The sequence below is a fragment of the Micromonospora sp. L32 genome (assembly GCF_052068055.1).
Lineage (GTDB): Bacteria > Actinomycetota > Actinomycetes > Mycobacteriales > Micromonosporaceae > Micromonospora > Micromonospora purpureochromogenes.
Genome location: NZ_JBQHDD010000013.1, coordinates 25,891 through 52,086, shown reverse-complemented (window position 1 = coordinate 52,086; position 26,196 = coordinate 25,891). Strand labels below are relative to the sequence as shown.

Sequence of the window (26,196 nt, the reverse complement as noted above, 5' to 3'; positions counted from 1 at the left end):
GCGGTCGACAGCCGACCGGCCCCCTGCGGTACGGGCGGTCCGCCGGTGTCACGGGGACACCGGCGGACCGCCCGGAACCCGGATCGGGTCAGGAGGTGGCGAAGAACAGCGTCCGGCTGGACCAGTTCACGCCGGCCGAGGCGGGCGCGAGCTGGACCGAGGCGGTGCCGTCGACGGCCGTCTCGTCGAACGGGACAGCCCGCAGCGAGCCGTCGGCGTTGCCGTACACGATCTTGCCGGTCACCCAGGCCATGCCCCGGACGTTGCCCCAGGCGAGGTTCAGGCTGGGCAGCGTGAACTCGGTGCAGCCGACGATGTAGCCGTCCGGCTCCAGGTAGCGGTAGAACAACCTGTTCGTGCCGGCCTTGGTGTAGTACATCCGGCCGTCGAGGTAGAACGCCCCGCTCATGGTGGCGGCCTTGAACCAGTTGTTGTAGCCGCTGCTGATCCAGGGCACGCCCACCGAGCCGCCCGAGAAGATCGACACGTCCAGGTAGCTGCCGTTCGGCGCGGTCGCGTCGGTCTTGGACCAGTAGAGCTTGTTGCCGACGGAGAACGCCGCGCCCGCCGCGGTGAGGTTCGGCTGGCTGCTGGCCACCGGGGTGCCCAGCGTGGTGCCGTCGAACGGCACCTTGGTGGCCTGGCCGTTGGCGGTGCCGACGTAGAGGTAGCCCGAGGCGGCCGACGGCGCGTTGACCGCCGGGACCGTCCGGCCACCGGCCAGCGGGAACAGCCCCATCCGGCCGTGGTACTCGTTGCCGAGGCCGTCGTTGTCGAAGCCGGCGAGCAGACCGTTGCTGCCGCGCCACAACTCCCACAGGATCGGGCCCCAGTCGGTGGTGCCGGCCGGCGCGCCCGAGCGGGTCGGGTTCCACACCAGCGGCATGCCGTTGCTCGGGTCGAGCGCCCCCAGGCCGTACCGGTTGATGGCGCCCGCGCCCGCGGAGTCGTCACCGTTGGCGTTGTTCAGCCACCGGAAGTGACCGCCGACGTAGACCACGTTGTCGGCCGCCTCGATCGAGGTCACCGAGTCGTGGCCGGTGTCGTCCACCCAGGTGCCGTCGATGGCCGCGCCCCGGGTGGCGGTCTCGAACCGGGCAATCGTGTCGCAGTACGCCCCGTCGGCCCGGCCGCCGTCCGCGGCGATCACGAAGTAGCTGCCGTCGTCGGAGAAGTCGACGTCGCGGGCATAGAACGGGAAGCCCGCGCCGCACTGCGCCACGTACCGCTGGGTGCTCCAGTTGGCGACGGCCGGCGTACCGGTCAGGTTCTCGACGACCACGACCTGGTTGCGCGCCTGCCCGTTGACCTGGGTGAAGTTGCCCACCGCGACCAGCGTCCCGCCGTCGGGCGCGACGGCGAGGCCCCAGACCAGCTCGGCGCTGCTGCGCGCGACGCTGGCGTCGATCTGGAAGGTCGGGTCGATGGCGCCGGTGGTGGCGTCCAGCCGGGCCAGCAGCGAGTGCTGGGTGCCGTTGACCCAGTGGAAGGCCCCGGCGATGTAGAGCTTGTTGCCCAGCACGACGGTGCGCCGGACGAGCCCGCCGTCGCTGCGGCCGACCCAGGAGGCGACGGTGGCGCCGGTGGTCGGGTCCAGCTCGACCAGGTTCTTGCGGGCCACGCCGTTGACCGTGCCGAACGCGCCGCCGACGATGAGCTTGCCGTCCGGGCTGGCCGCCAGCGCGTGCACCGCGCCGTCCAGCGCCGGCGCGAAGCCCGCCTTCAGCGCCCCGCTCACCCGGTCGTACGCGAACAGGTAGCTGCGGGCCGTCCAGCTCGCGTCGCCGGCCGCCTTGATCGAGGTGAACGAGCCACCGACGTAGACGGTGGTGCCGATCTCGGCGAAGGCCTTCACGTCGCCGTTCTGCGCGTGCGGGATGTTGTCGGCCGGGTTCGCCGAGGTGAGGGTCATGGGCACCGGCGGAAGGCCGTCCGCCCGGGCGGGCGCCGCCAGCAGGCCGACGGCCAGCACCGGCGCGGCGAGCGCGGCGAGCCACCGCCGCAGCGCCGGCACCCGGCGCGATCGAGACGACGTTCTGAGAAGCACGGGCGCCCCCAATGATGAAGTGAGATCCTGCGTAGCTTGCTGCGTTCCGATTTGTCGCACCATCAACCGACCGGTCCGCTCCGACGGCGGCTCGGTCCGGTCCCGCCGTCCGGGTCGCGGCGGCACCGCCCACCGTGGACGAGGATCGCGTCTCGACCGGTGGACGTGCCAACCGGGCCGGGCGTCACGTCGTCCACCGGAACGGTGCCGGCGCGCCGCTCGCGCCGACCGTCCACGATGCCGCCTCGGCCAGGTCGTCGACGGTGATCTCGTCGGCCTCCCGGGCCAGCACCAACCCCCGGCGGTCCAGTTCGCGGGCCATCGCGACCTGGTGGTCGTCGACGTGCTCGCCGTGCCGGCGGCGGCGGGGCACGTAGACGGCACGGTGCCCGGCCCGCATCGCGGCCAGCGCCGAGCCGACCCCGGCGTGCGTGACGACGACGTCCGCCTCCCGCATGGCCTGCTGCATCTCGGCGTACGGCACCTGGCGGCGGGCGCCGGCGGGCATCCTCGGGACGACCGTCGAGCCGACCTGCCAGAGGACCTCCGCCTCCGGCGGGAGGACGTCGACCAGGCGACGCAGCAACCGGGGGAACCCGAACCGGTCGTGGGTGCCGAGGGCGACCACGATCCGCGACACCGGCCGGGGCGTCGCCCGCCGGGTGGCGAGGTATCCGTCGAAGATGGAGCCGCCGTAGGTCCACCGGCCGGCGGCCCAGCCCGGGTACTGGGTGTAGAGCCGGGTGCGGGGCACCCGGGCGACCATCCGTCCGGTGAGCGAGGGCCCCTCGGTGCGGGTGGCGCTCTCGATGTAGTGGCAGGCCAGGCCGTGGCGGACGGCGGGCAGGAAGAACGACATGGCGACGCTGGCGCCGGTGCTGATCACCTGCCGGAACCGTCCGCCGCCGAACACCCGGCGGGCCGCGAGGAGGTCACGCAGCGCGCCCACCGCGTCCCGGGTGGTGGCCGGCGGGACGTGGATGACCTCCTGGCCGTCGAGCAGCGACCGGCTCTGCGGCGAGTCGAAGGTGGCCCAGACGCAGTCGTCCTGCACACCGAGTCGGGGGGCCAGGTCGTGCAGCTCGGCGAGGTGTCCACCGGTGGAGGCGACGAGAAGGGTGGTCACGTCGGTGCCAGCTTCCGTGGTGAGGAGTGGTGGGACGGGCGTTCCGGCCGCCGCAAGGGATGCGGCGTCGGGGCTCGTGCTCAGGTGGCGGTCATCGCGGGTTCGGGGGTCGCCGAGGTGGTCACGCCGGACGGTGCCGGCGGCCGGACCCGACCCTCCGCCACGAGCAGCGCCAGCGCCGTCACCGCGAACAGCAGGGTGGCGAAGATCCAGCCGCCGAGCACGTCGGTCAGCCAGTGCTTCTCGGCGTAGATGCGCGTGTAGCCCTCAAGGCTGACCAGCGTCACCACCAGGGTCACCAGGGCCACCCGGACGCCGCGCGGCAGGCGCCAGGTCAACATCGCCAGCACGGCGATGGTGCCGAAGGTCATCATGATCCGCGCGCACCCGCCCGACGGGTAGGTGCCCAGGTCGGTCGGGGGGTGGCCCCGGTCGACCATCGTCGCCAGAATGGCCTGGACGTACTGCTCGACGATGAACTGCAGGGGCAGTACGACCAGCGGAACCCACCACCGGCGGCGCCGCCACAGGACGACGAAGACCAGCGTCGCCACGCCGGTGACCCACTTCAACGGATACCGGTCACCGAGCGCGGTGTAGAAGGAGTTCAACTCCGCCCAGGTGTCGACCCGTCGGGCGTGCACGTAGTCGAAGACCGGATGGTCGACGTGCGGTTCGAGGCGGGCCAGCGCCTCCCCCAGCGGCCAGCAGATCGCCACCACCGCGGCGCAGCCGGCGAGCAGCACGACCAGCGCGGCCCCGCTCCGGCCGAACGCGGCGGTCAGCCCGGCCACCGCCACCCGCAGCCGGTGCGCCGCCCGACCGTCACGGACCGCCGGCGCCCAGCGGGTCGCCGCCACCGGCGTCAGCACCGCGGGCACCAGCACCGCCAACAGCCCCAGCGCGTAGATGAGGGTCATCGTCGGTCGCCGCCGTTCCGTCGGCCGGTAGACCCGCCGACCACCGTCCGCCGGGCGGCCCCGCGCCCGACGTCACCTGCCGTTGCCATCCGTCCCCCTGCCACGCCGGCCCACCGCCGGCCGCCCCCACACGGAGCCCGGCGGCGCCCCCACGCCGGGCAGGATCGACCACGCCGTCGCCGGCAGATGGTGATCGAGTGTTGACACCCTAGAGGACCGGTTCCGATGAGCGGTAGTGAGCAGATCGCTCACGCGGCTTTTTCCCGGGTTTGCCGGTCGCCTCCCCGACAGTCGCGCCCCGATCAGCCGGTCCCGTCGGACAGCCGCTCGGCGAGGACGTGCAGCAGCGCGGGGTGCAGCCGGTCGCTCCAGCCGCCACCCCCGGCGGCCAGCTCCGCCGTACGCAGCCACAGCTCGACGAGGTACGCGTCGGCGACGAGCCGCCGGCGGGTCGCGTCCAGCCCGAACGCCTCGCCGTGCCGCTGGAGCACCGCGACCATCTCGCCGGCCGCCTCCGGCACCGGCCGGCCGCCCAGCGACAGCGCGCTCTGGAACCCCTGGTGGGCCAGGTCGAACCCGACCGGGCGGTGCGCTCCGCTGTTCTCCCAGTCCCAGGCGACCAACCGGCCGCCGTGGCGGCCGAGGTTCCAGGGCACCCAGTCGCCGTGCCAGTGGCCGAACTCCAGCGTGGTGTCGCCGTCGCGGGCGACGAGCGCGGCGACCGCGTCGACGACCGGACCGCCGGCCCGTTCGGCGCGCGCGCCGAGGTCGGCCAGGAACGGCGAACCGCGCAGCGGGCGGGGCGCGGCCGCCGGGCCACCCCGGCGGGCCACCGCCAGCATCGCGGCCACCTCGGGACGCTCCGGGTGCGACAGCCGGCGGACCCGGGCGGGCATCGGCTCGACCAGGGTCACCGCCAGGTCGCCCCAGCGCAGCTCGCGCAGCACCCGGGGCACGTCCGGGAAGTCGCCGCCGTCGCGGGGCAGCTCGCGCAGCGCGACCGCCTCCGCCGCCACCATCGCCCGGGTCGCGTCGTTCCAGCCGATCTTCGCGTACCCGCGGGCCGCGCCCCGGTCGTCGAAGAGTTGCAGGGTCGGCTTGTGGTGCGGGTCGGGCGGCCGGATGCCGATCGCCGCGTGCAGCCGGCTGCCGGCCAGCCGGCCCAGGTGCGCGGCCAGCAGCAGCTCGGTCTCCTCGACCCCGTCCGGCACGGCGACCGTCAGCACCGGCATCCGGGCCAGCCCGGTGGCGCCGAGCCCGGCCAGCACGCCGACGGCGAGCCGGTTGGCCCGTACCCGGCGCGGCCGCAGCGCGTTGTACGCCAGCGTCGACGCGGCCCCGACCCGCCGGGAGGCCAGCGGCAGCAGGAACTTCGCCCGCGCCACCGACGGCACCACCGCGTAGCGGGCGGCGACGCGGTGACCCGGCGGGGGTGGGGCGGCGGAGACGTCCAGCCACAGCCGGGGGTCACCGAAGATCGCCCGGGTCACCCAGCCGATGCCGTCGGAGCGTTCGCGGGGATCGTCCGCCCGGTGCGCCGCCATGCCGTCTCCCGTCCGCCCGGACCTGCCACCGGTCCGCGCTGGCGGACACGATAGGGCCCGGGGGCAACGAACCGGCCGACGGGCCGGAGCACCGCCGGGCGGCGTGGTGCCGGTGGCCGCGCTCAGCGCTGCCAGACGCGGACGTGGTCGACCCGGAAGTCGGCCGGGAAGCGGGTCGCCGCGTCCGGGTCGCCCAGCCAGCCGCCCACCTGGAAGTTCAACCGCAGGTTGTACGGCTTGTGGAAGACCTCGTCGAACCAGGGCGTGGTCGCCCGGTCGCGCTGCCAGACCAGCCGGCCGTCGACGTACCAGCGGATCGCGTCCGGCTCCCACTCGGTGGTGTACGTGTGGAAGCCGTCGCCCGGGTAGCCGGTCGGGAACGGGTACCGCTGGTCCTGCTTGACCGGGGTGTAGTCGTAGAAGATGCCGAAGGTGGCGGCCTGGTAGAACGCGCCGCCGCCGGGCAGCTCCACCACGTCGATCTCGCCCCGGCCGCCGTCGTCCGGGCGCAGCCAGAACGCCGGCCACAGGCCCTTCGAGTCGGTGGGCCCGTTGGGCGACTGGGCGCGCACCTCGAACCGGCCGTACCGGAACGACGCCCGACCGATGGTGTCCAGGTAGCTCTGCGTGTACTCGCGGGTCTGCGAGCTGCACACCGCGGTCTCCCGCTGGGCGCGCAGGGTCAGCACGCCGCCGGCGACGAAGGTGTTGTCCGGGTCGTCCACGTTGCAGCCCCGGTCGATGTCGCGTCCCTCGTCGTCGCGGAGGTTCCACTTCGACCGGTCGACGCCGGCGCCGTCGAACTCGTCGGACCAGACCAGCCGCCAGCCGGGCACCTGGTCGCCCGGCCGGGCGGTCGGCGACGGGGCGGGCGCGCTGGTGCTCGGCGGCGGGGTCGGGGCGGTCCGGCTCGGGCTGGGCGACGCGGTACGGCTCGGCGACGGCGTCGGGGCGGCGGTGGTGGCGATCGGGCTGGATGCCGCGGTCGTCCGGGTCGGCGCGGGCCGGCCGCCGCGTCCGTAGCGCAGCACCAGCTGCGGCCGGATGGCCACCTTGACGTTCTCCCGGGAGGCCCAGTAGATCCGGGTGTTCCAGGTCTCCTGGGTCAGGGCGAAGACGAACCGGCCGTTGCCGGCGACCGAGCCGGACACGTCCCACTCGTTGAAGCCCTGGCCGACCCGCTCGACGCTGGACAGCGCCGGCCCGAGCTCCGGCCGCAGCGACCAGGCGCCGGTGCCGGCGGCGGAGCCGAAGGCCCGGTGGGCGTGCACCCGGGAGGAGAACGGCTGCCAGGCGTACACCCGCAGGGTGGCGCGGACGTCGACCGCGTCGGCCGGCAGGTCGCGCACCGCGAACTCGACCAGCGCGTCCCGCTCGCCGGTGCGGTTGCCGTCGCAGAGCCGGGGGCAGCTGGCCAGGGTGGTCTTGACGCCGTTGTCGCCGTCCTGCGGGACCTGGGTGGCGGTGGTGTCCGCCGCCGCGGCCACGACGAGCGGGGGCACCTCCGCCGCCACCAGCGGCATCATCGTGGCCACCACGCCGGCGACCATGCCGGCGCCGAGGACACCCAGGACGACGGCCTTGCGGCGCGCGCCGAGGCGGGACGCTGCGCGGTGGAGTCCGTGCCGGCTCAAGGGACACTCCCCGTGTGGGCGACGATTACCGGCAGCAGCGTATCGACGCCTGCCGCTCGTCGTCCGTCGGACATCCGGTTGCCGCGCCGAATTAACCGGCAGCTAAGAAAGCCCGGTCCGGTGCGCGGCCAGCGCCCGGGCCATCGCCGCCCGGGGGGCGGGCACGCCGGTGAACTGCTCGAACTGGCCGACCGCCTGGGCCAGCAGCAGGTCCAGCCCGGAGACCACCCGGGCGCCGGCGGCGAGCGCCGACGCGGCCAGCGGGGTCGGCCAGGGATCGTAGAGGGCATCGAACAGCACCGTCGAGGGCCGCCAGTGGATCTCGCCGGCCAGCGGGTCGGCGACCCCCTTCGGCACGGTGGAGACGACCACGTCGGCCCCGGCGTGCGCGGCGGCATCCGCCCAGCCGGCGCCGGTCAGGGCCACCCCCACCGCGCCGGCGACCGGTCGCAGCTCGTCGACCGCCGCCGCCCGGCGGGCCACCACGGTCACCGAGGCCGCGCCGAGCCGGGCCGCCGCGGCCAGCGCCGCGCGGGCGGTGCCGCCGGCGCCGAGCACGGTCACCGTGCCGCCCGGGGCCACCCCGGCGGAGGTCAGCACCTCGACCATGCCGCTGACGTCGGTGTTGTCGGCGTACCAGGAGCCGTCGGGACGGCGTACCAGGGTGTTGGCGGCGCCGACGGCGGCGGCGACCGGCGAGACGGCGTCGGCCACCGCGAGCGCCGCCTCCTTGCCGGGCATGGTCACCGACAACCCGGCCCACTCCGGGCCGAGGCCGGCGACCAGGGCCGGCAGCTCCGCGGCCACGCACTCCACCCGGGTGTACGACCACCCGGTGAGCCCGGCGGCGGCGTAGCCGGCGTTGTGGATCACCGGGGAGAGCGAGTGCGCGATCGGCTTGCCGAGCACCGCGGCTCTGTGCACCGTCACGTCACTCCCCCGCTCACCACCTCGCCGCTCAGAGGACGCCGTTCTCCTTCGCCTTCGCGATGTTGCGCTCGTGCTCGGCGTTGGTCGAGGCGAAGGCGGAGTGCCCCTTGTGGTCGATGGCGACGAAGAAGAGCCAGCCGCCCTCCGGCGGGTCCATCGCCCCCTGCAACGCCTGCTTGCCCGGATTGTTGATCGGGGTCGGGGTCAGGCCGGGGTGGGCGTGGGTGCTGTACGGGTTCTTCGGGTCGCGGATCTCCGCGGTGGTCATGTCCTTCGACGCCTTGGTCTTCTTGCCGGTGAGCTGCCAGTAGTAGTTCACCGACACGTCGAACTCCAGGCAGCTGCACGGAAACTTGCCCGTGTAGGCACGGTTGTACGCGACCCGGGCGATCTTGCCGAGGTCGTCGGCGTTGCCCGCCTCCGCCTGCGCCATCGAGGCGACGATCAGCGCCTCGTACGGGCTGATCCCGCCCCGCTTCTCCTGCACCTGCTCGGCGAACTTCATCTCACCGGTGACGCTGAGGAAGTTGTCGACCATGTCCTTGAGCACGCCCTCGGCGGTCGCCTTCGGCGCGATCTCATAGGTGTCCGGGTAGAGGAAGCCCTCGATCGACTTGGTGACCTTCTTGCCGTCCTTGCGGACGAACCACCAGTCCGGCACGCCGAGCGCCTCCGGGTCCTTGGCGGCGGCCTCGAAATCCTTGACCGGGATCTTGGTCTTGTCGGAGAGCAGCTTGTACGTGTCCTTGGCGGTACGCCCCTCCGGGATGGTCACCTGGTTGGTGACCTTGTTCTTCCGGTCGAGCAGCATCGCGAGCGCCTTCTCCGCGCTCATCTGCTTGCGCACCTTGTACAGGCCGGGCTGGATGTTCTTGCTGAGCGCGTTCGCCTCGGCCGCCTCGATGAAGGCCTTGGTGCTCTTCACCACGTCGGCGGCAACGAGGGTGTCGCCGATCTCGGCGATCAGCGCGCCCTGCTTCACCTCGACCATCGCCTCGCCGGTGCCGGCGCCGTCGTAGTCGGGGGTGACGAAGTAGTTCTGGACCCGGTCGAAGCCGTAGAAGGCGCCGCCGCCGATGCCACCCAACAGGACGAGCGCCATCAGCAGGGCGAAGATGGTCTTCCCCCGGCCGCCGGACCTGCCTTTGCGTCGCTCGACGAAGCCGCGTCGGTGCCGGCCCTTCTCACCCCTCTCAGGCTCGTCGAACCCGAGGTCCAGATCGTCGATCATTCCGTCCGCCTCCGCTGCGCTTCCAGCCAGCTCTGCAGGATCTCGACCGCGGCGGCCTGGTCCACCACCGCGCGTTGGCGCTTTCCCCGGACGCCTCGCTCCGCCAGCCTACGAGACGCGACGACGGTCGACATCCTCTCGTCGGTGAGCGTCACCGGAACCGGCGCTATTACATCGGCCAAACGGTCCGCGTACGCCGTCACGTGGTGCGCCGCCGGACCGAGCTTACCGGCGAGGTTGACCGGAAGGCCGAGTACCACCTCCACCGCCTCGTGCTCGGCGACCAGCTGCGCCAGTTGCGCCATGTCGCTGGGCACCGCGTCGGGCGCCGCCGTCAGGTCCCGGGCGAGGGTGACCAGCGGGGTGGCCAGGATGCCGTGCGGGTCCGACCGGGCGACCCCGACCCGGACCTGCCCCACGTCCACGCCGAGCCGGACGCCCCGGGTCAACTCACCCACGGCGGAGCACTTCCCCGGCGGAACGGGCCAGGGCGGACCGGTTCGGTCCGCCCTGGGTTCCACGGTGCGTGATCACGCCTCGGCGATCGCCTTCTCGACCGTGAGCAGCAGGTTCGGCGCTTCCGCCGCCGGCAGGCCGCCACCCTGGGCGACGTCCGGGCTGCCCCCGCCGCGGCCGGAGAACGCCGCCTTGACCAGGTCGTTGGCCGCGAGCCCGCGACCCCGGGCCGCCGCGTTCACGGCCACCACGAGGGACGCCTTGCCGTTGGCGCGGGCCGCCACGGCCACCACCGCCGGCCGGGCCGGATCGATCTTGCCGCGGATCTCCTGGGCCAGGGTCCGCACGTCGTTGCCGGCCGCGCCCTCCGGCGCCTCGGTGCCGACGTACGCCACGCCCCGGACGTCCTTCGCCTGCCCGGCGAGCGCCGCGGCGCCGCCCAGCACCAGCTGGGCCCGGAGCTTGTCCAGCTCCTTCTCGGCGTCGCGCAGCTGCGTCACGGTCTGCTCGACCCGGTCGGCCACCTGGTCGCCGGGCACCCGGAACAGCTCCGCCAGCCGGGAGACCAGCAGGTGCTCGCGGGCCAGGAAGCCGAACGCGTCCATGCCGACCAGCGCCTCGATCCGGCGCACGCCCGAGCCCACCGACGCCTCGGAGAGGATCTTGACGAGGCCGAGCTGCGCCGAGCGGGCCACATGGGTGCCGCCGCACAGCTCCCGGGCGTAGTCGCCGACCTCGACGACCCGGACCCGCTCGCCGTACTTCTCGCCGAAGAGCGCCATCGCGCCGATCCGGCGCGCCTCCTCCTGCGTGGTGATGAAGGCGTGCACCTCCAGGTCCGCCTGGAGCACCTCGTTGACCTGCTGCTCCACGTCGTGCAGCACGCTCGGCGCCACCCCGGTCGGGGTGTTGAAGTCGAACCGCAGCCGGCCCGGCGCGTTCAGCGAACCCGCCTGGGTCGCCGACTCGCCGAGGAAGTTGCGCATCGTCTGGTGCACCAGGTGGGTCGCGGTGTGCGAGCGGGAGATCGCCCGCCGCCGGCTCACGTCGATCTCCGCATACCCGGTCTCCCCGGCGCGCACCTCGCCGCGCAGCACCCTGGCCCGGTGCACGATCAGCCCCGGCACCGGCTGCTGCACGTCGAAGACCTCGACCTGGCCGCCACCCACGGTGATCAGGCCCTGGTCCGGCTGCTGGCCACCGCCCTCGGCGTAGAACGGGGTGGTGTCCAGCACCAGCTCGATGGTGTCGCCCTCGACCGCCGCGCCCACCTGGGCACCGTCGGCGAGCACCGCGCGGACCCGGGACTCCCGGTTCAGCTCGGTGTAGCCGGTGAACTCGACCGCCCCGCCCGCGTCCAGCACCGACCGGTACGCCGACACGTCGGTGTGCCCGGTCTTGCGGGCCTGCGCGTCGGCCTTGGCCCGGTTGCGCTGGTCGGCCATCAGCCGGCGGAAGCCCTCGGCGTCCACCTGCAGGCCCTGCTCGCCGGCGATCTCCAGGGTCAGGTCGATCGGGAACCCGTAGGTGTCGTGCAGCTGGAACGCCTTGTCGCCGGAGAGGGCCGGCTTGCCGGCCGACTTCGTCTCGGCGATGGCGGTGTCCAGGATCGTGGTGCCGGCGCGCAGCGTGGCCAGGAAGGCGTCCTCCTCGGCGTACGCGTACTGGGAGATCCGGTCGAACTCTTCCGCCAGCTCCGGGTACGACGGGGACATGCAGTCCCGGGCCACCGGCAGCAGCTCGGGCAGCGCCCGGTCCTGGTAGCCCAGCAGGCGCACCGCCCGGATCGCCCGGCGCATGATCCGCCGCAGCACGTAGCCGCGACCCTCGTTGCTCGGGGTCACCCCGTCGCCGATCAGCATCAGCGCGGTCCGCACGTGGTCGGCGACCACCCGCAGGCGCACGTCGTCGGGGTGCGACTCGCTGGCCACGTGCCCGGACTGGGCGCCGTACCGCTTGCCAGTCAGCTCGGCCGCCCGGTCGAGGATCGGCCGGACCTCGTCGATCTCGTAGAGGTTGTCGACGCCCTGGAGGATGGAGGCCATCCGCTCCAGGCCCATGCCGGTGTCGATGTTCTTCGCCGGCAGGTCGCCGAGGATCGGGAAGTTCTCCTTGCCGGTGCCCGGGCCCCGCTCGTACTGCATGAAGACGAGGTTCCAGAACTCCATGTAGCGGTCCTCGTCGACCGCCGGGCCGCCCTCGCGGCCGTACTCGGGACCGCGGTCGTAGAACAGCTCCGAGCAGGGGCCGCAGGGGCCGGGAATGCCCATCGACCAGAAGTTGTCGGCCTTGCCCCGCCGGACGATCCGTTCGGCCGGCACACCCACCGAGCGCCAGATCTGGAACGCCTCGTCGTCGTCGAGGTAGACCGTCGGCCAGATCCGCTCCGGGTCCAGCCCGTAGCCGCCCTCGGCGACCGGCTTGGTGACCAGCTCCCAGGCGAGCGGGATCGCCCCGTCCTTGAAGTAGTCACCGAAGGAGAAGTTGCCGTTCATCTGGAAGAACGTGCCGTGCCGGCTGGTCTTGCCGACCTCGTCGATGTCCGGGGTGCGGATGCACTTCTGCACGCTGACCGCCCGCCGGTACGACGGGGTCTGCTGCCCGAGGAAGTAGGGGACGAACTGCACCATGCCGGCGTTGACGAACAGCAGGTTCGGGTCGCTGATGGCGGGCAGCGGAGCGGACGGCACCACGGTGTGGCCGTTCGCCTCGAAGTGGGCGAGGTACCGCCGCTTGATCTCCGCCGTCTTCATCGCTGGTGTTCCTCCGGAAAGATTTCTCGGTCGCCGATGCGCGGGTCCTCCCGCAGCTCGGCGAACTGGTCGTCGAACGCCTCGCCCCGGGCGAACGCCTCGTGGATCTCCTGCTCGCGCTCGGCCATCCCGATCCGTACGTCCTCCACGAAGCTACGCAGCGACTCGACCAGGCTGCCAGCGGATTCGGACAGCCCGCTCGCGATTCCGGCCGGGGTGTACGCCTGCGCGGTGCGGGTCGCCTTGCGGACCACCACCACGCCCACGGCCAGGCCGATGCCCAGCCAGAACAGTCGCCTCATGCTCTCATCCCTCCGGCTCGTCGCCCACCGGCTCAGCGGTTGCCGCGCCGCGCGGCACGGCGCTGCTGCTTGATGGTGTCGCGCACCTCACGCTCGGTCTCCGCGTGCCGGCGGGCCGAGGCGGCCCGGCGTACGCCGTACCCGAAGGCGGCCACCTTGACCAGCGGGTTGGCCGCGGCGGCGGAGACGACGGTCGCCAGGTTCGCCACGTTGGCGGTGACGTTCTGCGCGTGGCTGGTCATGGTGTCGACCTTGGCGAGCTGGAGGTTCACCCCGTCCAGCGAGGTCTGCACCTGCTCGAGGGCGGTGTTGACGTTCTTCACCGTGGTGTTCACGTCCCTCAGCAGCGGGGTGGTCTGCTCGTTGATGTCGTTGATCATCCGGGTCGTGGCGTCCACGGTGTGCCGCAGGCGCAGGATCGGCACCGCCAGGACGAGCACCAGCATCAGGAACGCGCCGGCCGCGATCAGCGCAGCGATCTGTCCACCATCCACGCATGTCCTCCTCAAGCAGAGTTCCGGAACGAACGTCCGGAACGCGCGACCGTCTCCGGGCCCGCCGTCGCTCCGCGCCCACGAGGGGCCGGCGGGAGCGGGCGGGCACGCCAGCCCCAGACCCTACCGTCCGTGATGAAAACCGGCTCAGGACGGTGAGCGTGTCAGGTCCTCGAGCGGATCCTCGGTGAACGTCGGGAAGGGATCCTCACCGGTCAGCGACGGGTCCGTGCTCGGCTGCGGCCGGGTCCGTTCGTCGTCGATCGCGTTGCGGACCTTCACCGACACCAACGAGCCGGCACACGTCCCCGCAGCGGGCGACGCCTCGGTGGACGGCGGGACCGTCGACGCCCCGGCGGCCGGCGGCGCCGCGCAGGTCGGTTCGCGTACCCACAGGTCGAGGGTGAGCTCGTCGCGACGCCAGCAGGTGTACCGGCCCTTCTCCTTCTGCTCCGGGCAGCGGCTGACCTGCCAGGGCTCCCAGCCGTCCCGGCGCAGCGCCGCCTCGTACACCCCGGCGGTCTCCTCCGGCGCGCGCTCCGACTCCATGGTGCGTTCCCGCAGCCGGCAGTCCTGCAGGCACCAGCGGCTGCCGCTGACGTTGTCGACCGTCTGCGCCGCCGCCCAGCCGGGCACGTCGAGCTCGTCGAGGGTGTCGAAGACCGGATCGCGGCTGAGCGTACTGATGCCGAAGTAGAGCGGGATCGCGCCGAGCAGCACCACGCTGACCAGCACCAGGATGCCCAGCCGGAGCCGGCGCCGCTCGCGCATCTGCCGGCGCAGCTCGGAGCGGGCGCCCTGCAGCCCGCTGGCGGGCTCCTCCTCGTCGGGCCGGCCCGGACCGCCGACCGCTTCGGTGGCCGGTCGCGGCCCGGCCGGCGGCACCACCGCCGCCGCGCGGGCGACGCCCACCGGCTCGCCCGGGCGTGGCGCGGCGGACCCGGTGCCGCCGGGCTCCGGCCGAGCGGGCTGCCGCTGCGGCCCGGTGGCCCGGTCGGGGTGCTCGTCGGGGCGCAGGGCCGGTGCGGCCGCGCGGGCCACCGCCGGCTGGCCCGGGGCCCCGGCACGCGGCCCGCCCTCGGACTGGGCACCGCCCCGACGCGGGTCGTCGCCCGGCGGTCGGGCGACGCCTGGACCGGCGCCGTCCGGGCGCACCGCCGCGCGGGCCGGCCCTCCGGGGCGCGCCCCGGGCTGCTGCTCGGGGACGGCGGGACGGGGGCCGGACACCGCGCCGGTGCCGGCCGGGGACGCGCCGGGGCGCCCGCCCTGGATGGGGGCGGCCCCCCGGGCAGCGGCCTCCGGGCCGGCGGGACGCGCCCCCCGGCCGGGCTGCGGGCCGTCGCCACGAGGGCCCCGGACGGGTGCGGCGCCCTCGGCCCGGGCACCCCCGGTGGGGTGCGGACCGTCGGCACGCGGACCCGCCGTCGGGTGCGGACCGTCGGCACGCGGACCCCGGGCGGAGGTGGGGCCGCCGGGGTGCGCTCCGTCCGGCCGGGCCGCTCCCCGCGCCGGACCCGGCTGACCGGGTACGCCCTCACGGGGCGGGGCGGGTGGCTCGGCACCGGGGCGGGCCCGACCCGCCGGGGCCGGGCCACCACGACGGCCGGGAGCCGGCGTGCCCGGGGGCACGGCGGTACGGCCGGCCGGGGTCGAGCGGTCGAGGGTCGGCAGCGCCGGATCGGTGTGCGAGGTCCGGCCCGCCTGGCGCAGCCAGTCCGCCGGCCGTTCCGGCCGGTCGCCGCGGGGCGTACCGCCGGGCGGGGTGGCCCGACGTCCGGTGCCGGGTTCGTCGGCGCGCGGCCGGCGTCGGCCGTCGGAGTCCCGTCCGGCGGGCACAGGGCCGGGCGGGGTGGCGCCGGCGCCCGAGACGGGAGCGGTCGGCGGCACGGGTGGGGCGTTGCCGGTCATCGGCACGGACGGGTCCGGTTCGGCGGCGCGGCGTCGACCGGTGGCCCGCTCCGGGGCCGCGCCCCGGCCGCCTCGGCGCGCGGCGGCACCGGGGTCCTCGCCGCCGGTCGGCTCCGCCGCGGCGCGGCGACCCCGGCCACGCGGCTCGGGGGCCGCCGGGTCCGGGCGGGGTGGGCCGCTGACCGGCGTCGGGGGACGGGGCCCACCGCTCACCGGCGTCTGGTCGGGACGCGGGCCGCCGCTGACCGGGTTCGGGTAGGCCGGGTCCGGCGGGAAGGCCGGCCCGCGACGAGCCGGGTCGGTGGCGTCGGCCGGGCGGCGGGCGCCCTCGCGGGGCACGGTGCGGCGTCCGGAGGCGGGGCCTGCGGCTCGGGGGGCGGGTGCCGACGCCTCGGGGCCGGGGGCCGGCCAGCCGGACGGCGACTGCCCGGCACCGGCGGCCCGGGGCGCCTGGGCGCGGGCCGCCGCGCCGCCACCGGCACCGGAGACGGGGGCGCCGGCGGCGTCCGGCTGGGGTCGCTCGGGCCCCCGCTGGCCGGGGCGCGCCGTGGCCGCCGGGCCGGGCCAGGCACCCTCGCCGGGGCGGGGACGCTGTTCGGGAGCGGCGGGCCAGCCGCCGCGTACCGGCGGGGTGGCCTGCGGAACGCCCGCGCGCGCTGCGGGCGGGCCGTCGGCGCGCGGCGGGCGGGGGCCGTCCGGGCCCGGACCGACGACCGGGCCGGGACGGACCGGCCCGCCGTCCGGGCGCGGCCCGGCGGGCCCGGGACGCGGGGCGGCGGGTGCGGCAGACGCGTCGGCGCGCGGGCCGGCGGCCCGGCCAGGTGGCGGCGCGTCAGGGCGCGGCGCGGCGGCACGGCCGGGCGGTGGCGCGTCGGCCCGCGGCCCGCGGGCGGGCGGCGGGCCGTCCGGGCTGGGTACGACCGGCCCCGGCCGGGGACCGGCGGGCGGCGTGGCCGGGCCACGGCCGCCGGCGGGCGCGGGCGGCGTCGGGCGGGGTGGCTCACCGTCCGGGCCGAGCTCGCCCCGCTGCTGCTTGGCGCTACGCAGGTCGTCGATCCAGCCGAACTCCTCGCCGGCCGGCTCCGGCGGCGGCTCCTCGGCCCGGCCCCGGCCCCAGCGGCGTCCCTTGGCGCGGGAGTCACGCCGCTCGTCGGGACCGTCCTCCGGTCGCTCCCCACCACGCGATGTCACTGCTGACCCTCCCCGACGACGGCGTCGCCGTCTTCATCCGCCCCACCGGCGTGCCCCGTACCCGACGGGTGGCGGCCGTTGACCGCCACCGGCGTCGGTTCGTCGGGGCGCGGCGCCGGGGCGGACAGCCCCCGGACGATCCGGCGCAGCAGCGGCAGCCGGGCGGCCACCGACCGCTCCGCACCGTGCCCGCTGGGCCGGTAGTAGTCGGTCCCGACGAGATCGTCGGGAGCGTACTGCTGAGTGACCACTCCGCGCTGGTCGTCGTGCGGGTAGCGGTATCCCGTGCCGTGCCCGAGCCCCCGCGCGCCGGCGTAGTGGGCGTCGCGCAGTCCGCGCGGCACCGGGCCGCCCCGGCCGGCGCGCACGTCGGCGATGGCCGCGCCGATGGCGGTGGTGGCCGAGTTCGACTTCGGGGCGGTGGCCAGGTGGATCACCGCCTGGGCCAGGTTGAGCTGGGCCTCGGGCAGGCCGACGTACTCCACGGCGTGGGCGGCGGCGGTGGCCACGCCCAGCGCGGTCGGATCGGCCATCCCGACGTCCTCGCTGGCGAAGATCACCAACCGGCGGGCGATGAACCGGGCGTCCTCGCCGGCGACCAGCATCCGGGCCAGCCAGTGCAGCGCCGCGTCCACGTCCGAGCCGCGCATGCTCTTGATGAGGGCGCTGGTCACGTCGTAGTGGGCGTCGCCGTCCCGGTCGTAGCGGACCGCCGCCACGTCGACCGCCTGCTCGGTGGTGGCCAGGTCGATCCGGTCGGTGCCGGTGGCCACCGCCGAGGCCGCTGCGGCCTCCAGCGCGGTCAGCGCCTTGCGGACGTCGCCGCCGGCGAGGCGTACCAGGTGGTCCTCGGCCTCGGTGTCGAGGGTGAGCGCGCCGCCCAGGCCGCGCTGGTCGGCGACCGCGCGGCGCAGCAGGCCGCGCACGGCCGCGTCGTCCAGCGGCTGGAGGGTGAGCAGCACGCAGCGCGACAGCAGCGGGGAGATGACCGAGAAGTACGGATTCTCCGTGGTCGCCGCGAGCAGGGTGACCGTCCGGTCCTCCACCGCGGCGAGCAGGGAGTCCTGCTGGGTCTTGCTGAACCGGTGCACCTCGTCGATGAAGAGCACGGTCTGCGGTCCGCCGGCGCGGCGCTGCCGGCGGGCGGTCTCGATGACCGCCCGGACGTCCTTGACCCCGGCGGAGAGCGCCGACATGGCGACGAACCGGCGGTCGGTGGCCCGGGCCACCAGGTGCGCGATGGTGGTCTTGCCGCTGCCCGGCGGCCCCCAGAGGATGACCGACATCGGGGCCCCGCCGCCGACCAGCTGGCGCAGCGGCGCACCGGGCGCGAGCAGGTGGTCCTGCCCGACCAGCTCGTCGATGCTGGCGGGACGCATCCGGACGGGCAGGGGCGAATCCTCCCCGACCGCCGTGAAGCCGTCGACACCGCTCGGACCCGCGGGGGCGCTGGGCGCCGCGGCGGGTTCACCGAGGGAGAAGAGGGCGTCGGAGTCCATCACGAAGACAGTACCGGGCTCGGTCCGCTGCGCCGGAATCGCGCCGCGGGCCGAGCCCGTCCTGATCCGTTGCGGTCAGCCGCGACCCGGCCGCCGACCGCGGTACCAGCGGCCGCCGCCGCCACCGCCCGGGCCGCGGCCCACCCCGGCGAGGTAGAGGGAGAGCAGCAGCAGGCCCAGCATCAGCAGGGTGTGCACATTGAAGAGGTCGGGGGCGCCGAAGTTGGTGTCCAGCAGGTCGATCAGCAGCGCGAAGCCGAATACGATCGCGGCGAGAATGGCGAGCATCGTTGTCCTCCGGTGGGGGTTCCCAGTAGGTCGGGGCGGGATGTACCCAATCGGTCGGCTCGTCAATCTCCACCGTGGAACGAGCTGCGCCGGGCCGCGGTCTAGGCTGGGCGAGTGATCATGGCCGACCAGGAGTTGGCGGGCCGCGCGGCCCTCCTCGCCGCCACCGACCACCACCCGTACGCACGGCACGCGCTGTGGCGGGGCGCGGAGCCCCGCGGCTGGCGGCGCGACGGCGCGGTGGTCTGGCTGCTGTCGTCCGGGCCGGGCCCGGCGGGCGGCGCGATCGGGGCGCCGGGGCCGGCGGTGGAGGTCTTCACCGACCTCGTCGCGACCGGCGCGGTCGGTGCCGGGCAGTGGCTGCACCTGCCCCGGACCAGCCCGGAAGCCCTCGCCGGTCGGATGACCGTGGCCCGGCACGACGAGTGGGACTTCCTCTGGACCACCACCGCCCCGCCGCGCCAGCCCGAGGAGGACCGGGTGGTACGCCTCGGCGAGGCCGACCACCCGGCACTGAGCGGGCTGATCGAGGCATCCTTCCCCAGCACCACCTCGCGCCCCGGCGACCCGCGCATCGTCGACTGGTACGGCATCCGCGACGGCGACCGGCTCGTCGCCTGCGGCGCGGACCGCAGCCGGGGCGACGTCGGCTTCCTGGCCGGGCTGACCGTGGCGCCGGACCGGCGGGGCCGGGGCCTCGGCGCGGCCCTGACCGCCGGGATGACCCGGGCGCTGGCCGCCCGCTACGACCACGTGGCGCTCGGCGTCTACACCGACAACGTGGGGGCGATCCGGCTCTACCGGCGGCTCGGCTTCACCGGCACCCTCGCCCGCAGCTCGGTGCACCTGGCCTGAACCGGCGCGCCGGCGGCCCGCCGCTCCGGTCGGCACTGGAGACGGCCGCCCCGGTCCGCGCTGGAGGCGACCGCCCCGATCGGCCTGATACCTCAGCGGTATCAAGATGCCTCTGAGGTATCAGGCTCGGACGGAGGTCCGCCGCGACCGCGGCTGGCGCGGCGACCTGTCAGCGGACGGGCGCCGCCTCCCCGCCCCCGGATCCGGCCGCCGGGACCGGTGCCCCACCGCCGGCCACCGGGCCGAAATCGGCGGTCGGCCCGACCACAGCGGGCTCGGCGGTGGGACCGACCCCGCTCGACCCGGCCGTCGACTCGGCCATCGACCCGGCCGGGCCGGAGTCCGTCGTCGCGGCTGCCGTGCGCCCGGCACGCCAGGCCGGCAGGTAGAGCGGGGCGGCCACGGCCAGCACCACGCCACCCACCACCATGGCCGTGGTGACGCTGCGGGTGTCGGCGAGGAAGGTGAGCAGTACCGCGCCGATGGCGAAGCCGGGCTGCCCGACCATCGAGTTCAGCGAGATCACGCTGGTCCGGTACGGCCCGTCGACCTGCCGGTGCAGCAGGCCCGTGTGCAGTGGGTTCGAGGCGCCGTGCACGGTGTAGCAGGCCAGGTAGGCGACCAGCACGCCGACCGGGCCGGCGAACAGCCCCATCCCGACCACGGTCACGCCCTGGACGATCCGCAGCAGCGCGGCGCTCGGCGCGGCGCCCAGCCAGCGCAGCAGCAGCGGGGTCAGCGCCGCGCCCGCCGCCGAGGCGAGCCACGCCGCCGAACTGGCCGGCCCGAGCAGCGCCGCGGCGCGCTCGGGATTTCCGACCACCTCGGCGAGGCGGACCGGCAGCAGCGACTCGAACGTCACCATGCCGAAGCCCCAGAACAGCTCGACGGCGACCAGGGCGAGCAGCACCCGGGAGCGGCGCAGCAGGCCGAAGGCCTGGCCCACCATCCGGGGCGCCTCGACCATGGAGGCGCGCAGCGCGCCGGCGCCCTTGGCCGGGCCGGTCTCGACCAGCAGGAGCAGCAGGGCCGCCAGGGCCACCGCCTGGAGGGCGATGGCGACCAGGACCGGCACGGTGAGGGCGCTGACCGGCCCGACCGGGCCGAGGGCGATCAGGCCGCCGCTGAGCAGCGCCCCGGCCGCGATGGTCACGCCGGCGACGGTGCCGGCGAAGCCGAGGCCGGCCTCGTACTCGGCCTTCGGGTCGGCGGCGAGGGTGGCGTCGACGTACCAGGACTCCAGGGGGCCGCTGTCGAGCGCCCGGTAGACGCCCTGCAAGGCCCAGACCAGGAAGAACAGCGCGAAGGAGTCGGCCACCGCGAAGAGCCCGAGCGAGACCAGGCTCAGCGTCCAGGCGGCGACCAGGACGGGCTTACGGCCGAGGGCGTCGGCCAGGCCGCCGGTGGGCAGTTCCAGCGCGAGCACCACCAGCCCCTGCGCGATGGAGACCAGGCCGATCTCGGACAGCGACAGGCCGCGCTCCTGCATCAGCAGGATCATCACCGGGATCATCAGACCGGTGGGCAGCCAGCGCAGGCCGTAGAGGGTGAGGTAGCGGAACCGGACCTGGCGTACGGACAGGACGCTCACCGCCGGCCCTCCAGCATCGGGTAGCCGGCGAGGAAGAGGTGCACCGGCTCGGCGCCCGGCGCGGCCGGGTCCGCCTCGTCGTGGTACCGCTGCATGACCTGCCACACCTCGGCCTTCAGCGCCTCCATCCGGTCCGGCGGGATGACCATGAAGATGTCGCCCATGCCGAAGGCGTCCCGCCAGGCCGGCGACCACTCGTGCTCGACGGCCAGCCACTGCTCGGCCCGCTCGACCAGCAGGCGTACCTGGTCGCCGTGGATCCACTGGATGGCCGCCCGGGCGTCCGGGTCGTCGTCGAAGTCGGTCGGCTCCCAGCTGGTGACGTCGTGCGCGGCCTGCCACCAGCGCTGCCGCCCGCTGCCCCGGTCGGGGTCCTCGGCGACCAGGCCGACCTCGGCGAGCTGGCGCAGGTGGTAGCTGGTCGCGCCGGTGTTGGTGTCGAGCAGCTCGGCCAGCGCCGTGGCGGTGGCGGGCCCCTTCGTGCGCAGCGCGCCGAGCAGTCGCATCCGCAGCGGGTGCGCCAGCACCCGGACCTGCCGGTGGTCGAGCCGGACCTCACGCGGTGCCGCGGCGTTCTCGTCGTTCCCCATGACTGCACAATACCTGTGCATATTTTCTCTGCACAATAGTTATGCAGAGAAAGTGTGCGTGAGCGGGATGGGAGCGGGTCGGGGTCAGGCCGCGAGGAGTTCGGTGACGCCGCGCAGCCGGGTGCGCAGCAGCGCGGCGGCGCGCGAGCTGTCCAGCCGTACGTCGGTGGGGCGGACCAGCCCGGCGGCCGCGCCCGTGCTGGTCTTCATCCCGGCCGGGTCCAGCCCGAGGCGGCGGGCCACCAGCAGCCCGAGCCCGGCCCGGCTGACCGCTTCCGGACCGGCGACGTTGAGCGGGCCGGCGTGATCGCCGTCGACCAGTTCGAGGACGGCGTCGGCCAGGTCGGTGACGTCGACCGGGCAGCGCAGCTCGTCGGTGAAGAGGGTGGCCCGGCCGGCGAGCGCGTCCCGGCAGAGCTGGATCTGCTTGCTCCCCTCCCCCACGATCAGCGAGGTCCGCACCAGCACGGCGCTCGGGTCGATCGCCCGCACAGCGGTCTCCGCCGCCGCCTTCGCCGCTCCGTACGGGTGGATCGGGGTGGGCGGGTCGTCGTCCAGGTAGGGCGTCGGGCGCCCGGCGTGCAGCGCGTCGCTGGACAGGTGCACCAGCCGCGCCCCCACCTCGGCCGCCGCGGACGCGATGTGCGCCGCGCCGTCGGCGGTGACCGCCCAGTCGTCGTACCGGTAGGGGGTGCCGACCACGGCGGTCGGCCGGACCGCCGCCACCAGCCGGCGCACCGCCTCCCGGTCGGTCACGTCGAGCTGCCGGGTCGCCAGGCCGGGCAGCGCGACCGGGTTGGCGTGCCAGGTCCCCACCACCGGCCGGCCCGCCGCGACCGCGCGCCGGCAGATCTCCCCGCCCAGGAAGCCACCGGCTCCCACCACGAGCAGCGTCATCGCGTCCCCCGTCTCCCCGGCCCCGCCGACCGTCGCCCGCTGGCGGCGGCGGCGAAACGACCGAGAGGTCCACGCCATCATGGCGCGGACCTCTCGGTGACGGGGGTCGGGTCAGACCGGGTCGGCCACCGGGGCGGCCGGGCCGGCGGTGCCGGCGTGCACGCCCGTCGGCGCCTTGGGCTTGGCGTCGATGCCGGCCTCGGTGCGCTGCTGGGCGGTGATCGGCGTCGGCGCGCCGGTCAGCGGGTCGAAGCCGCCCCGGGTCTTCGGGAAGGCGATGACCTCGCGGATGGAGTCCGCGCCGGCGAGCAGCATGCAGACCCGGTCCCAGCCGAACGCGATGCCGCCGTGCGGCGGGGCGCCGTACTTGAACGCCTCCAGCAGGAAGCCGAACTTGTCCTGCGCCTCCTCCGGGGTGATGCCGAGCAGGTCGAAGACCCGCTTCTGCACGTCGCCCCGGTGGATACGGATCGAGCCGCCACCGATCTCGTTGCCGTTGCAGACGATGTCGTACGCGTAGGCCAGCGCCCGGTCCGGCGCCTCCTCGAAGCGGTCCACCCAGTCGGCGTTCGGGGAGGTGAACGGGTGGTGCACGGCCGTCCAGCCGCCCTCGTCAGTGCGCTCGAACATCGGCGCGTCGACCACCCAGCAGAACGCCCAGGCGCTCTCGTCGATCAGGCCGGCCCGCTTGGCGATCTCGATCCGGGCCGCGCCGAGCAGCTCCTGCGCCTCGCGGGTGTTGGCGCTGGCCGCGAAGAAGACCGCGTCGCCCGGCTTGGCGCCGACCGCGTCGGCGAGCCCGCCCAGGTGCTCGGCGGAGAGGTTCTTCGCCACCGGGCCGCGCGCCTCGCCGGTCTCGGCGTCGAGCACCACGTACGCCAGGCCCCGCGCGCCGCGCGCCTTGGCCCAGTCCTGCCAGCCGTCCAGCTCCTTGCGGCTCTGCGCGGCGCCGCCCGGCATCACCACCGCGCCGACGTACCCGCCGGCGTCGATGGCGCCGGCGAAGACCCGGAACTCGGTGCCGCGCAGGTAGTCGGTCAGCTCGGTCAGCTCGACGCCGTAGCGCAGGTCCGGCTTGTCGGAGCCGTACCGGGCCATCGCGTCGTGCCAGGTGATCCGCGGGATCGGCCGGGAGATCTCGTGCCCGGCCAGGTCCTTCCAGAGCGCCGACACGATCGCCTCGCCGAGGTCGATCACGTCGTCCTCGGTGACGAAGGACATCTCGATGTCGAGCTGGGTGAACTCCGGCTGCCGGTCGGCGCGGAAGTCCTCGTCGCGGTAGCAGCGGGCGATCTGGTAGTACCGCTCCATGCCGCCGACCATCAGCAGCTGCTTGAACAGCTGCGGCGACTGCGGCAGCGCGTACCAGCTGCCGGGCTGGAGCCGGACCGGCACCAGGAAGTCGCGGGCACCCTCGGGGGTGGACCGGGTCAGCGTGGGGGTCTCGATCTCCAGGAAGTCCCGCTCGTGCAGCACACCCCGGGCGAGCTGGTTGGCGCGCGAGCGCAGCCGCATCGCGTTCGCCGGGCCGCTGCGCCGCAGGTCCAGGTAGCGGTACTTGAGCCGGATGTCGTCGCCGGCCTCGACCTGGTCGTCGACCGGCAGCGGCAGCGGGGCCGCCTCGGAGAGCACCTCCAGCTCGGCGGCGGTCACCTCGATCTCGCCGGTGGGCAGCTCCGGGTTCTCGTTGCCCTCGGGCCGGCGGGTCACCTCGCCGGTGACCCGGACGCAGAACTCGTTGCGCAGCGCGTGCGCATCCTCCTCGCGGAACACCACCTGGACCACGCCGGAGCTGTCCCGCAGGTCGACGAAGATGACACCGCCGTGGTCGCGCCGGCGGGCCACCCACCCGGCGAGCGTCACCGTGGTGCCGGCGTCCGTCGCGCGCAGGCTGCCGGCGTCATGGGTACGGATCACGACTTGCGTCTCCTCATCTGCGGTACACCTCTTGCCCTCCGCATTCTGTCAGGCGGCCCGGTCCCCCGATGCCACCGGGCGCGGTTGCCACCACCGGCGGCACCGGCGGTCGCGGTGCGGCCCGCGTACGGTGTGCCGGGTGCGCGTCGTACCCCGTTGGGCCCTGCTCTCCTCCGCCGCCGCCCCGGTCCTGCTGGTCGGCGGCTGGACCCTGGCGGCGGCGCGCCAGCCCGGCGGCTTCGACCAGGTCGCCGGCACCATCAGCGCGCTGGCGGCCCGGGACGCCACGGATCGCTGGGTCATGACGGTCGGCCTGCTGGGGCTGGGGTTGTGCCACTGCCTGACCGCGGCCGGGCTGCGGCCGCTGCGTCCCGCCGGCCGGCTGCTGCTCGCCCTCGGCGGGCTCGCCACCCTCGCCGTGGCGACCTTTCCGCTGCCGGCGCAGCAGGGGTCGTCCACCGCGCACGGCCTCGGCGCGGCGGTGGCGTTCGGCGCGCTCGCGCTCTGGCCGGCTCTCGCCGCGCACCGGCGCCGCGCGCCCGCCGGCGCCACCGCCCTGACCGCCCGCCGGGGTACGGCCGCCGCAGCACTGCTGCTGGCCCTGGTCGGCTGGTTCGTGGTGGAGCTGACCACCGGCGGCGCCCGGATCGGGCTGGCCGAGCGGGTGGCCGCCGGAGCGGAGGCGCTCTGCCCGCTGCTGGTGGTGCTGGCGCTCACCCGGCGGACGGCAGGTGGCGCACCCGCACCGCGCTGAGCCCGGCGGCCGGTACGCGAAGCGGGCCGCCGGTCGCCCGGCGGCCCGCTCCCGAGGGGTCGATCAGTAGACGCTGACGCCGTAGCGGCTCAGCACCTCGGGGACCGGCTGGAAGTAGGTGGTGCCGCCGGAGGAGCAGTTGCCGCTGCCGCCGGAGGTGAGGCCCAGCGCGGTGCTGCCGGCGAAGAGCGAGCCGCCGCTGTCGCCCGGCTCGGCGCACACGTTGGTACGGATCAGGCCGGAGACGCTGCCCTCGGCGTAGTTGACCGTGGCGTTGAGGGCGGTCACCGAGCCGCTGCGCAGGCCGGTGGTGCTGCCGCTGCGCCGGACGCTCTGGCCGACGAACGCGTTGCCGGCGGCGGTGATGTCCTGGTAGCTGCCGTTGTAGAGGTAGACGTTACCCGGGCGGGAGACGCTGCTGTTGTACTGCACGATCCCGTAGTCGTTGCCGGGGAAGCTGGTGCCGGTCCGCGCGCCCAGGTAGGTGGTCTGCGCAGAGTTGCTGTACCAGCTGGCCGAGATGTTCGTGCAGTGACCGGCGGTGATGAAGAACTGGGTGCCGGCGCTGTTGCGCACGTTGAAGCCGAGCGAGCAGCGCCCGCCGCCGCCGGCGTAGATCGCGTTGCCGCCGGAGATCCGGGTGCTCAGCACGCCGGCCTCGGCCTCGATCCGGACCGCGCCACCGGTGCGGGCGGCGGCCGCCTTGACCTTGTCCAGCTTGGCGCCGGTGACGGTGCTGTCGACCGAGACCACGACCTGGTTGGTGGCGGGGTCGGTCCACCAGGCGGTGCCCGGGATCTTCGCGGACCGCTCCAGTTCGGCGGTGGCGGCCTGCAGGGTGGCGGCGCCCCGGGTGACGAGCTTCGGGGTGGCGCCGGCCGCGCGGACCTGACGGGCGGCGGCGGCGTCGGTGACGGCGACGACCATCTTGCCGCTGGCGTCGGCGTACGTGCCGGCGGCGCGGTCGCCGAGGCGGTCGGCCAGACCGGCCGCGGCGTCGGGGGAGGCGGGCGAGGCGGGTGCCGCCTGCGCGGGGGCGCCGAGCAGCGCGCCGGTGACCAGGGTGCCGGCCATGGCGACGGCGGCGACGTGGCGGAGCGATGACCTCGTGGGTCGCATGTAACAACCTCCGGGAGGGGGTGACGGGTCGCGTCACGTCGACGCGCCCGGGGACAACCCGGCCGACCTGGGGAAACCGGCCGAGTGACTGAAGTATTCACATATTTAAGATCGTGCGCAAGACAGGGCTTTGCCCGAATTCACCCCGCC

21 protein-coding genes are annotated in these 26,196 nt (G+C 74.9%); 2 read left to right on the top strand and 19 right to left on the bottom strand.

From position 1 onward, the window contains the following. Nucleotides 1-88 precede the first annotated feature (88 nt). The 14 genes from ACTMTB_RS27960 to ACTMTB_RS27895 form a co-directional block, all read right to left on the bottom strand. Nucleotides 89-2,110 carry a hypothetical protein gene (locus ACTMTB_RS27960; protein WP_441149173.1) on the bottom strand — a complete coding sequence of 674 codons (2,022 nt, stop codon included), beginning with the start codon at nt 2,108-2,110 and terminating at the stop codon, nt 89-91. A gap of 121 nt (nt 2,111-2,231) precedes the next feature. Continuing rightward, the gene (locus ACTMTB_RS27955) at nt 2,232-3,173 is read right to left on the bottom strand and encodes a glycosyltransferase (protein WP_441149172.1); all 942 of its coding nucleotides are present in this window, start codon (nt 3,171-3,173) and stop codon (nt 2,232-2,234) included. 80 nt (nt 3,174-3,253) lie between these two features. Continuing rightward, a complete protein-coding gene (locus tag ACTMTB_RS27950; protein WP_441149171.1) occupies nt 3,254-4,093 on the bottom strand; it encodes a phosphatase PAP2 family protein in 840 nt (279 codons plus the stop codon). Between the two features lie 302 nt (nt 4,094-4,395). Beyond that, nucleotides 4,396-5,637, bottom strand: a complete 1,242-nt coding sequence (locus tag ACTMTB_RS27945; RefSeq protein ID WP_441149170.1) for a hypothetical protein — start codon at nt 5,635-5,637, stop codon at nt 4,396-4,398. 122 nt (nt 5,638-5,759) lie between these two features. After that, the gene (locus ACTMTB_RS27940) at nt 5,760-7,271 is read right to left on the bottom strand and encodes a family 16 glycosylhydrolase (RefSeq protein ID WP_441149169.1); all 1,512 of its coding nucleotides are present in this window, start codon (nt 7,269-7,271) and stop codon (nt 5,760-5,762) included. A 102-nt stretch (nt 7,272-7,373) separates the two neighbouring features. After that, entirely contained in the window at nt 7,374-8,201 is an 828-nt protein-coding gene (locus ACTMTB_RS27935) for a shikimate dehydrogenase (protein WP_441149168.1), read from the bottom strand. A gap of 28 nt (nt 8,202-8,229) precedes the next feature. Beyond that, nucleotides 8,230-9,432, bottom strand: a complete 1,203-nt coding sequence (gene mltG / locus ACTMTB_RS27930) for an endolytic transglycosylase MltG (RefSeq protein WP_441149167.1) — start codon at nt 9,430-9,432, stop codon at nt 8,230-8,232. Next, nucleotides 9,429-9,890: a Holliday junction resolvase RuvX gene (gene ruvX / locus ACTMTB_RS27925; protein WP_441149166.1), complete on the bottom strand. Its 462-nt coding sequence runs from the start codon at nt 9,888-9,890 to the stop codon at nt 9,429-9,431. Before ruvX ends, mltG begins: the two co-directional genes overlap by 4 nt. A gap of 72 nt (nt 9,891-9,962) precedes the next feature. Beyond that, entirely contained in the window at nt 9,963-12,641 is a 2,679-nt protein-coding gene (alaS, locus tag ACTMTB_RS27920; protein ID WP_441149165.1) for an alanine--tRNA ligase, read from the bottom strand. After that, nucleotides 12,638-12,943, bottom strand: a complete 306-nt coding sequence (locus ACTMTB_RS27915; protein ID WP_441149164.1) for a hypothetical protein — start codon at nt 12,941-12,943, stop codon at nt 12,638-12,640. Before ACTMTB_RS27915 ends, alaS begins: the two co-directional genes overlap by 4 nt. Before the next feature lie 32 nt (nt 12,944-12,975). Further along, nucleotides 12,976-13,437 carry a DUF948 domain-containing protein gene (locus ACTMTB_RS27910; protein ID WP_441149163.1) on the bottom strand — a complete coding sequence of 154 codons (462 nt, stop codon included), beginning with the start codon at nt 13,435-13,437 and terminating at the stop codon, nt 12,976-12,978. Nucleotides 13,438-13,584: 147 nt separating this feature from the next. After that, a complete protein-coding gene (locus ACTMTB_RS27905) occupies nt 13,585-14,208 on the bottom strand; it encodes a hypothetical protein (protein WP_441149239.1) in 624 nt (207 codons plus the stop codon). A gap of 2,324 nt (nt 14,209-16,532) precedes the next feature. After that, complete coding sequence (locus ACTMTB_RS27900; RefSeq protein ID WP_441149162.1) at nt 16,533-18,035, bottom strand: replication-associated recombination protein A; 1,503 nt, start codon at nt 18,033-18,035, stop codon at nt 16,533-16,535. A 75-nt stretch (nt 18,036-18,110) separates the two neighbouring features. After that, on the bottom strand, nt 18,111-18,323 hold the full coding sequence (locus tag ACTMTB_RS27895) for a hypothetical protein (protein WP_088962756.1): 213 nt from the start codon (nt 18,321-18,323) through the stop codon (nt 18,111-18,113). A 120-nt stretch (nt 18,324-18,443) separates the two neighbouring features. On the opposite strand from ACTMTB_RS27895, the gene ACTMTB_RS27890 reads away from it, so the two are divergent. Continuing rightward, nucleotides 18,444-19,178, top strand: a complete 735-nt coding sequence (locus tag ACTMTB_RS27890; RefSeq protein WP_441149238.1) for a GNAT family N-acetyltransferase — start codon at nt 18,444-18,446, stop codon at nt 19,176-19,178. A 169-nt stretch (nt 19,179-19,347) separates the two neighbouring features. Here ACTMTB_RS27890 and ACTMTB_RS27885 read toward each other — a convergent pair whose 3' ends face one another. The 4 genes from ACTMTB_RS27885 to aspS form a co-directional block, all read right to left on the bottom strand. Next, nucleotides 19,348-20,769 (bottom strand): MFS transporter, encoded by a 1,422-nt coding sequence (locus ACTMTB_RS27885; RefSeq protein ID WP_441149161.1) that lies wholly within the window; start codon nt 20,767-20,769, stop codon nt 19,348-19,350. Beyond that, on the bottom strand, nt 20,766-21,359 hold the full coding sequence (locus ACTMTB_RS27880; RefSeq protein WP_441149160.1) for an ArsR/SmtB family transcription factor: 594 nt from the start codon (nt 21,357-21,359) through the stop codon (nt 20,766-20,768). The genes ACTMTB_RS27885 and ACTMTB_RS27880 overlap by 4 nt, the downstream gene beginning before the upstream one ends. An 84-nt stretch (nt 21,360-21,443) precedes the next feature. Beyond that, nucleotides 21,444-22,256, bottom strand: a complete 813-nt coding sequence (locus ACTMTB_RS27875) for an SDR family oxidoreductase (protein ID WP_441149159.1) — start codon at nt 22,254-22,256, stop codon at nt 21,444-21,446. 111 nt (nt 22,257-22,367) lie between these two features. Further along, the gene (gene aspS / locus ACTMTB_RS27870; RefSeq protein ID WP_441149158.1) at nt 22,368-24,173 is read right to left on the bottom strand and encodes an aspartate--tRNA ligase; all 1,806 of its coding nucleotides are present in this window, start codon (nt 24,171-24,173) and stop codon (nt 22,368-22,370) included. A gap of 139 nt (nt 24,174-24,312) precedes the next feature. Between aspS and ACTMTB_RS27865 the strand changes: the two genes are divergently transcribed. Continuing rightward, nucleotides 24,313-24,927 carry a DUF998 domain-containing protein gene (locus ACTMTB_RS27865; protein ID WP_441149157.1) on the top strand — a complete coding sequence of 205 codons (615 nt, stop codon included), beginning with the start codon at nt 24,313-24,315 and terminating at the stop codon, nt 24,925-24,927. A 63-nt stretch (nt 24,928-24,990) separates the two neighbouring features. Here ACTMTB_RS27865 and ACTMTB_RS27860 read toward each other — a convergent pair whose 3' ends face one another. Continuing rightward, nucleotides 24,991-26,046 carry a S1 family peptidase gene (locus ACTMTB_RS27860; protein WP_441149156.1) on the bottom strand — a complete coding sequence of 352 codons (1,056 nt, stop codon included), beginning with the start codon at nt 26,044-26,046 and terminating at the stop codon, nt 24,991-24,993. Between the last annotated feature and the right edge of the window lie 150 nt (nt 26,047-26,196).

What these genes read in the sequence shown, in the direction of transcription:
- ACTMTB_RS27960 (WP_441149173.1), bottom strand. Translation starts at nt 2,110, where the DNA reads ATGGTGCGACAAATCGGAACGCAGCAAGCTACGCAGGATCTCACTTCA.
- ACTMTB_RS27950 (WP_441149171.1), bottom strand. Translation starts at nt 4,093, where the DNA reads ATGACCCTCATCTACGCGCTGGGGCTGTTGGCGGTGCTGGTGCCCGCG.
- ACTMTB_RS27945 (WP_441149170.1), bottom strand. Translation starts at nt 5,637, where the DNA reads ATGGCGGCGCACCGGGCGGACGATCCCCGCGAACGCTCCGACGGCATC.
- mltG (WP_441149167.1), bottom strand. Translation starts at nt 9,432, where the DNA reads ATGATCGACGATCTGGACCTCGGGTTCGACGAGCCTGAGAGGGGTGAG.
- alaS (WP_441149165.1), bottom strand. Translation starts at nt 12,641, where the DNA reads ATGAAGACGGCGGAGATCAAGCGGCGGTACCTCGCCCACTTCGAGGCG.
- ACTMTB_RS27915 (WP_441149164.1), bottom strand. Translation starts at nt 12,943, where the DNA reads ATGAGGCGACTGTTCTGGCTGGGCATCGGCCTGGCCGTGGGCGTGGTG.
- ACTMTB_RS27905 (WP_441149239.1), bottom strand. Translation starts at nt 14,208, where the DNA reads ATGCGCGAGCGGCGCCGGCTCCGGCTGGGCATCCTGGTGCTGGTCAGC.
- ACTMTB_RS27900 (WP_441149162.1), bottom strand. Translation starts at nt 18,035, where the DNA reads ATGGACTCCGACGCCCTCTTCTCCCTCGGTGAACCCGCCGCGGCGCCC.
- ACTMTB_RS27895 (WP_088962756.1), bottom strand. Translation starts at nt 18,323, where the DNA reads ATGCTCGCCATTCTCGCCGCGATCGTATTCGGCTTCGCGCTGCTGATC.
- ACTMTB_RS27890 (WP_441149238.1), top strand. Translation starts at nt 18,444, where the DNA reads ATGGCCGACCAGGAGTTGGCGGGCCGCGCGGCCCTCCTCGCCGCCACC.
- ACTMTB_RS27880 (WP_441149160.1), bottom strand. Translation starts at nt 21,359, where the DNA reads ATGGGGAACGACGAGAACGCCGCGGCACCGCGTGAGGTCCGGCTCGAC.
- ACTMTB_RS27875 (WP_441149159.1), bottom strand. Translation starts at nt 22,256, where the DNA reads ATGACGCTGCTCGTGGTGGGAGCCGGTGGCTTCCTGGGCGGGGAGATC.
- ACTMTB_RS27860 (WP_441149156.1), bottom strand. Translation starts at nt 26,046, where the DNA reads ATGCGACCCACGAGGTCATCGCTCCGCCACGTCGCCGCCGTCGCCATG.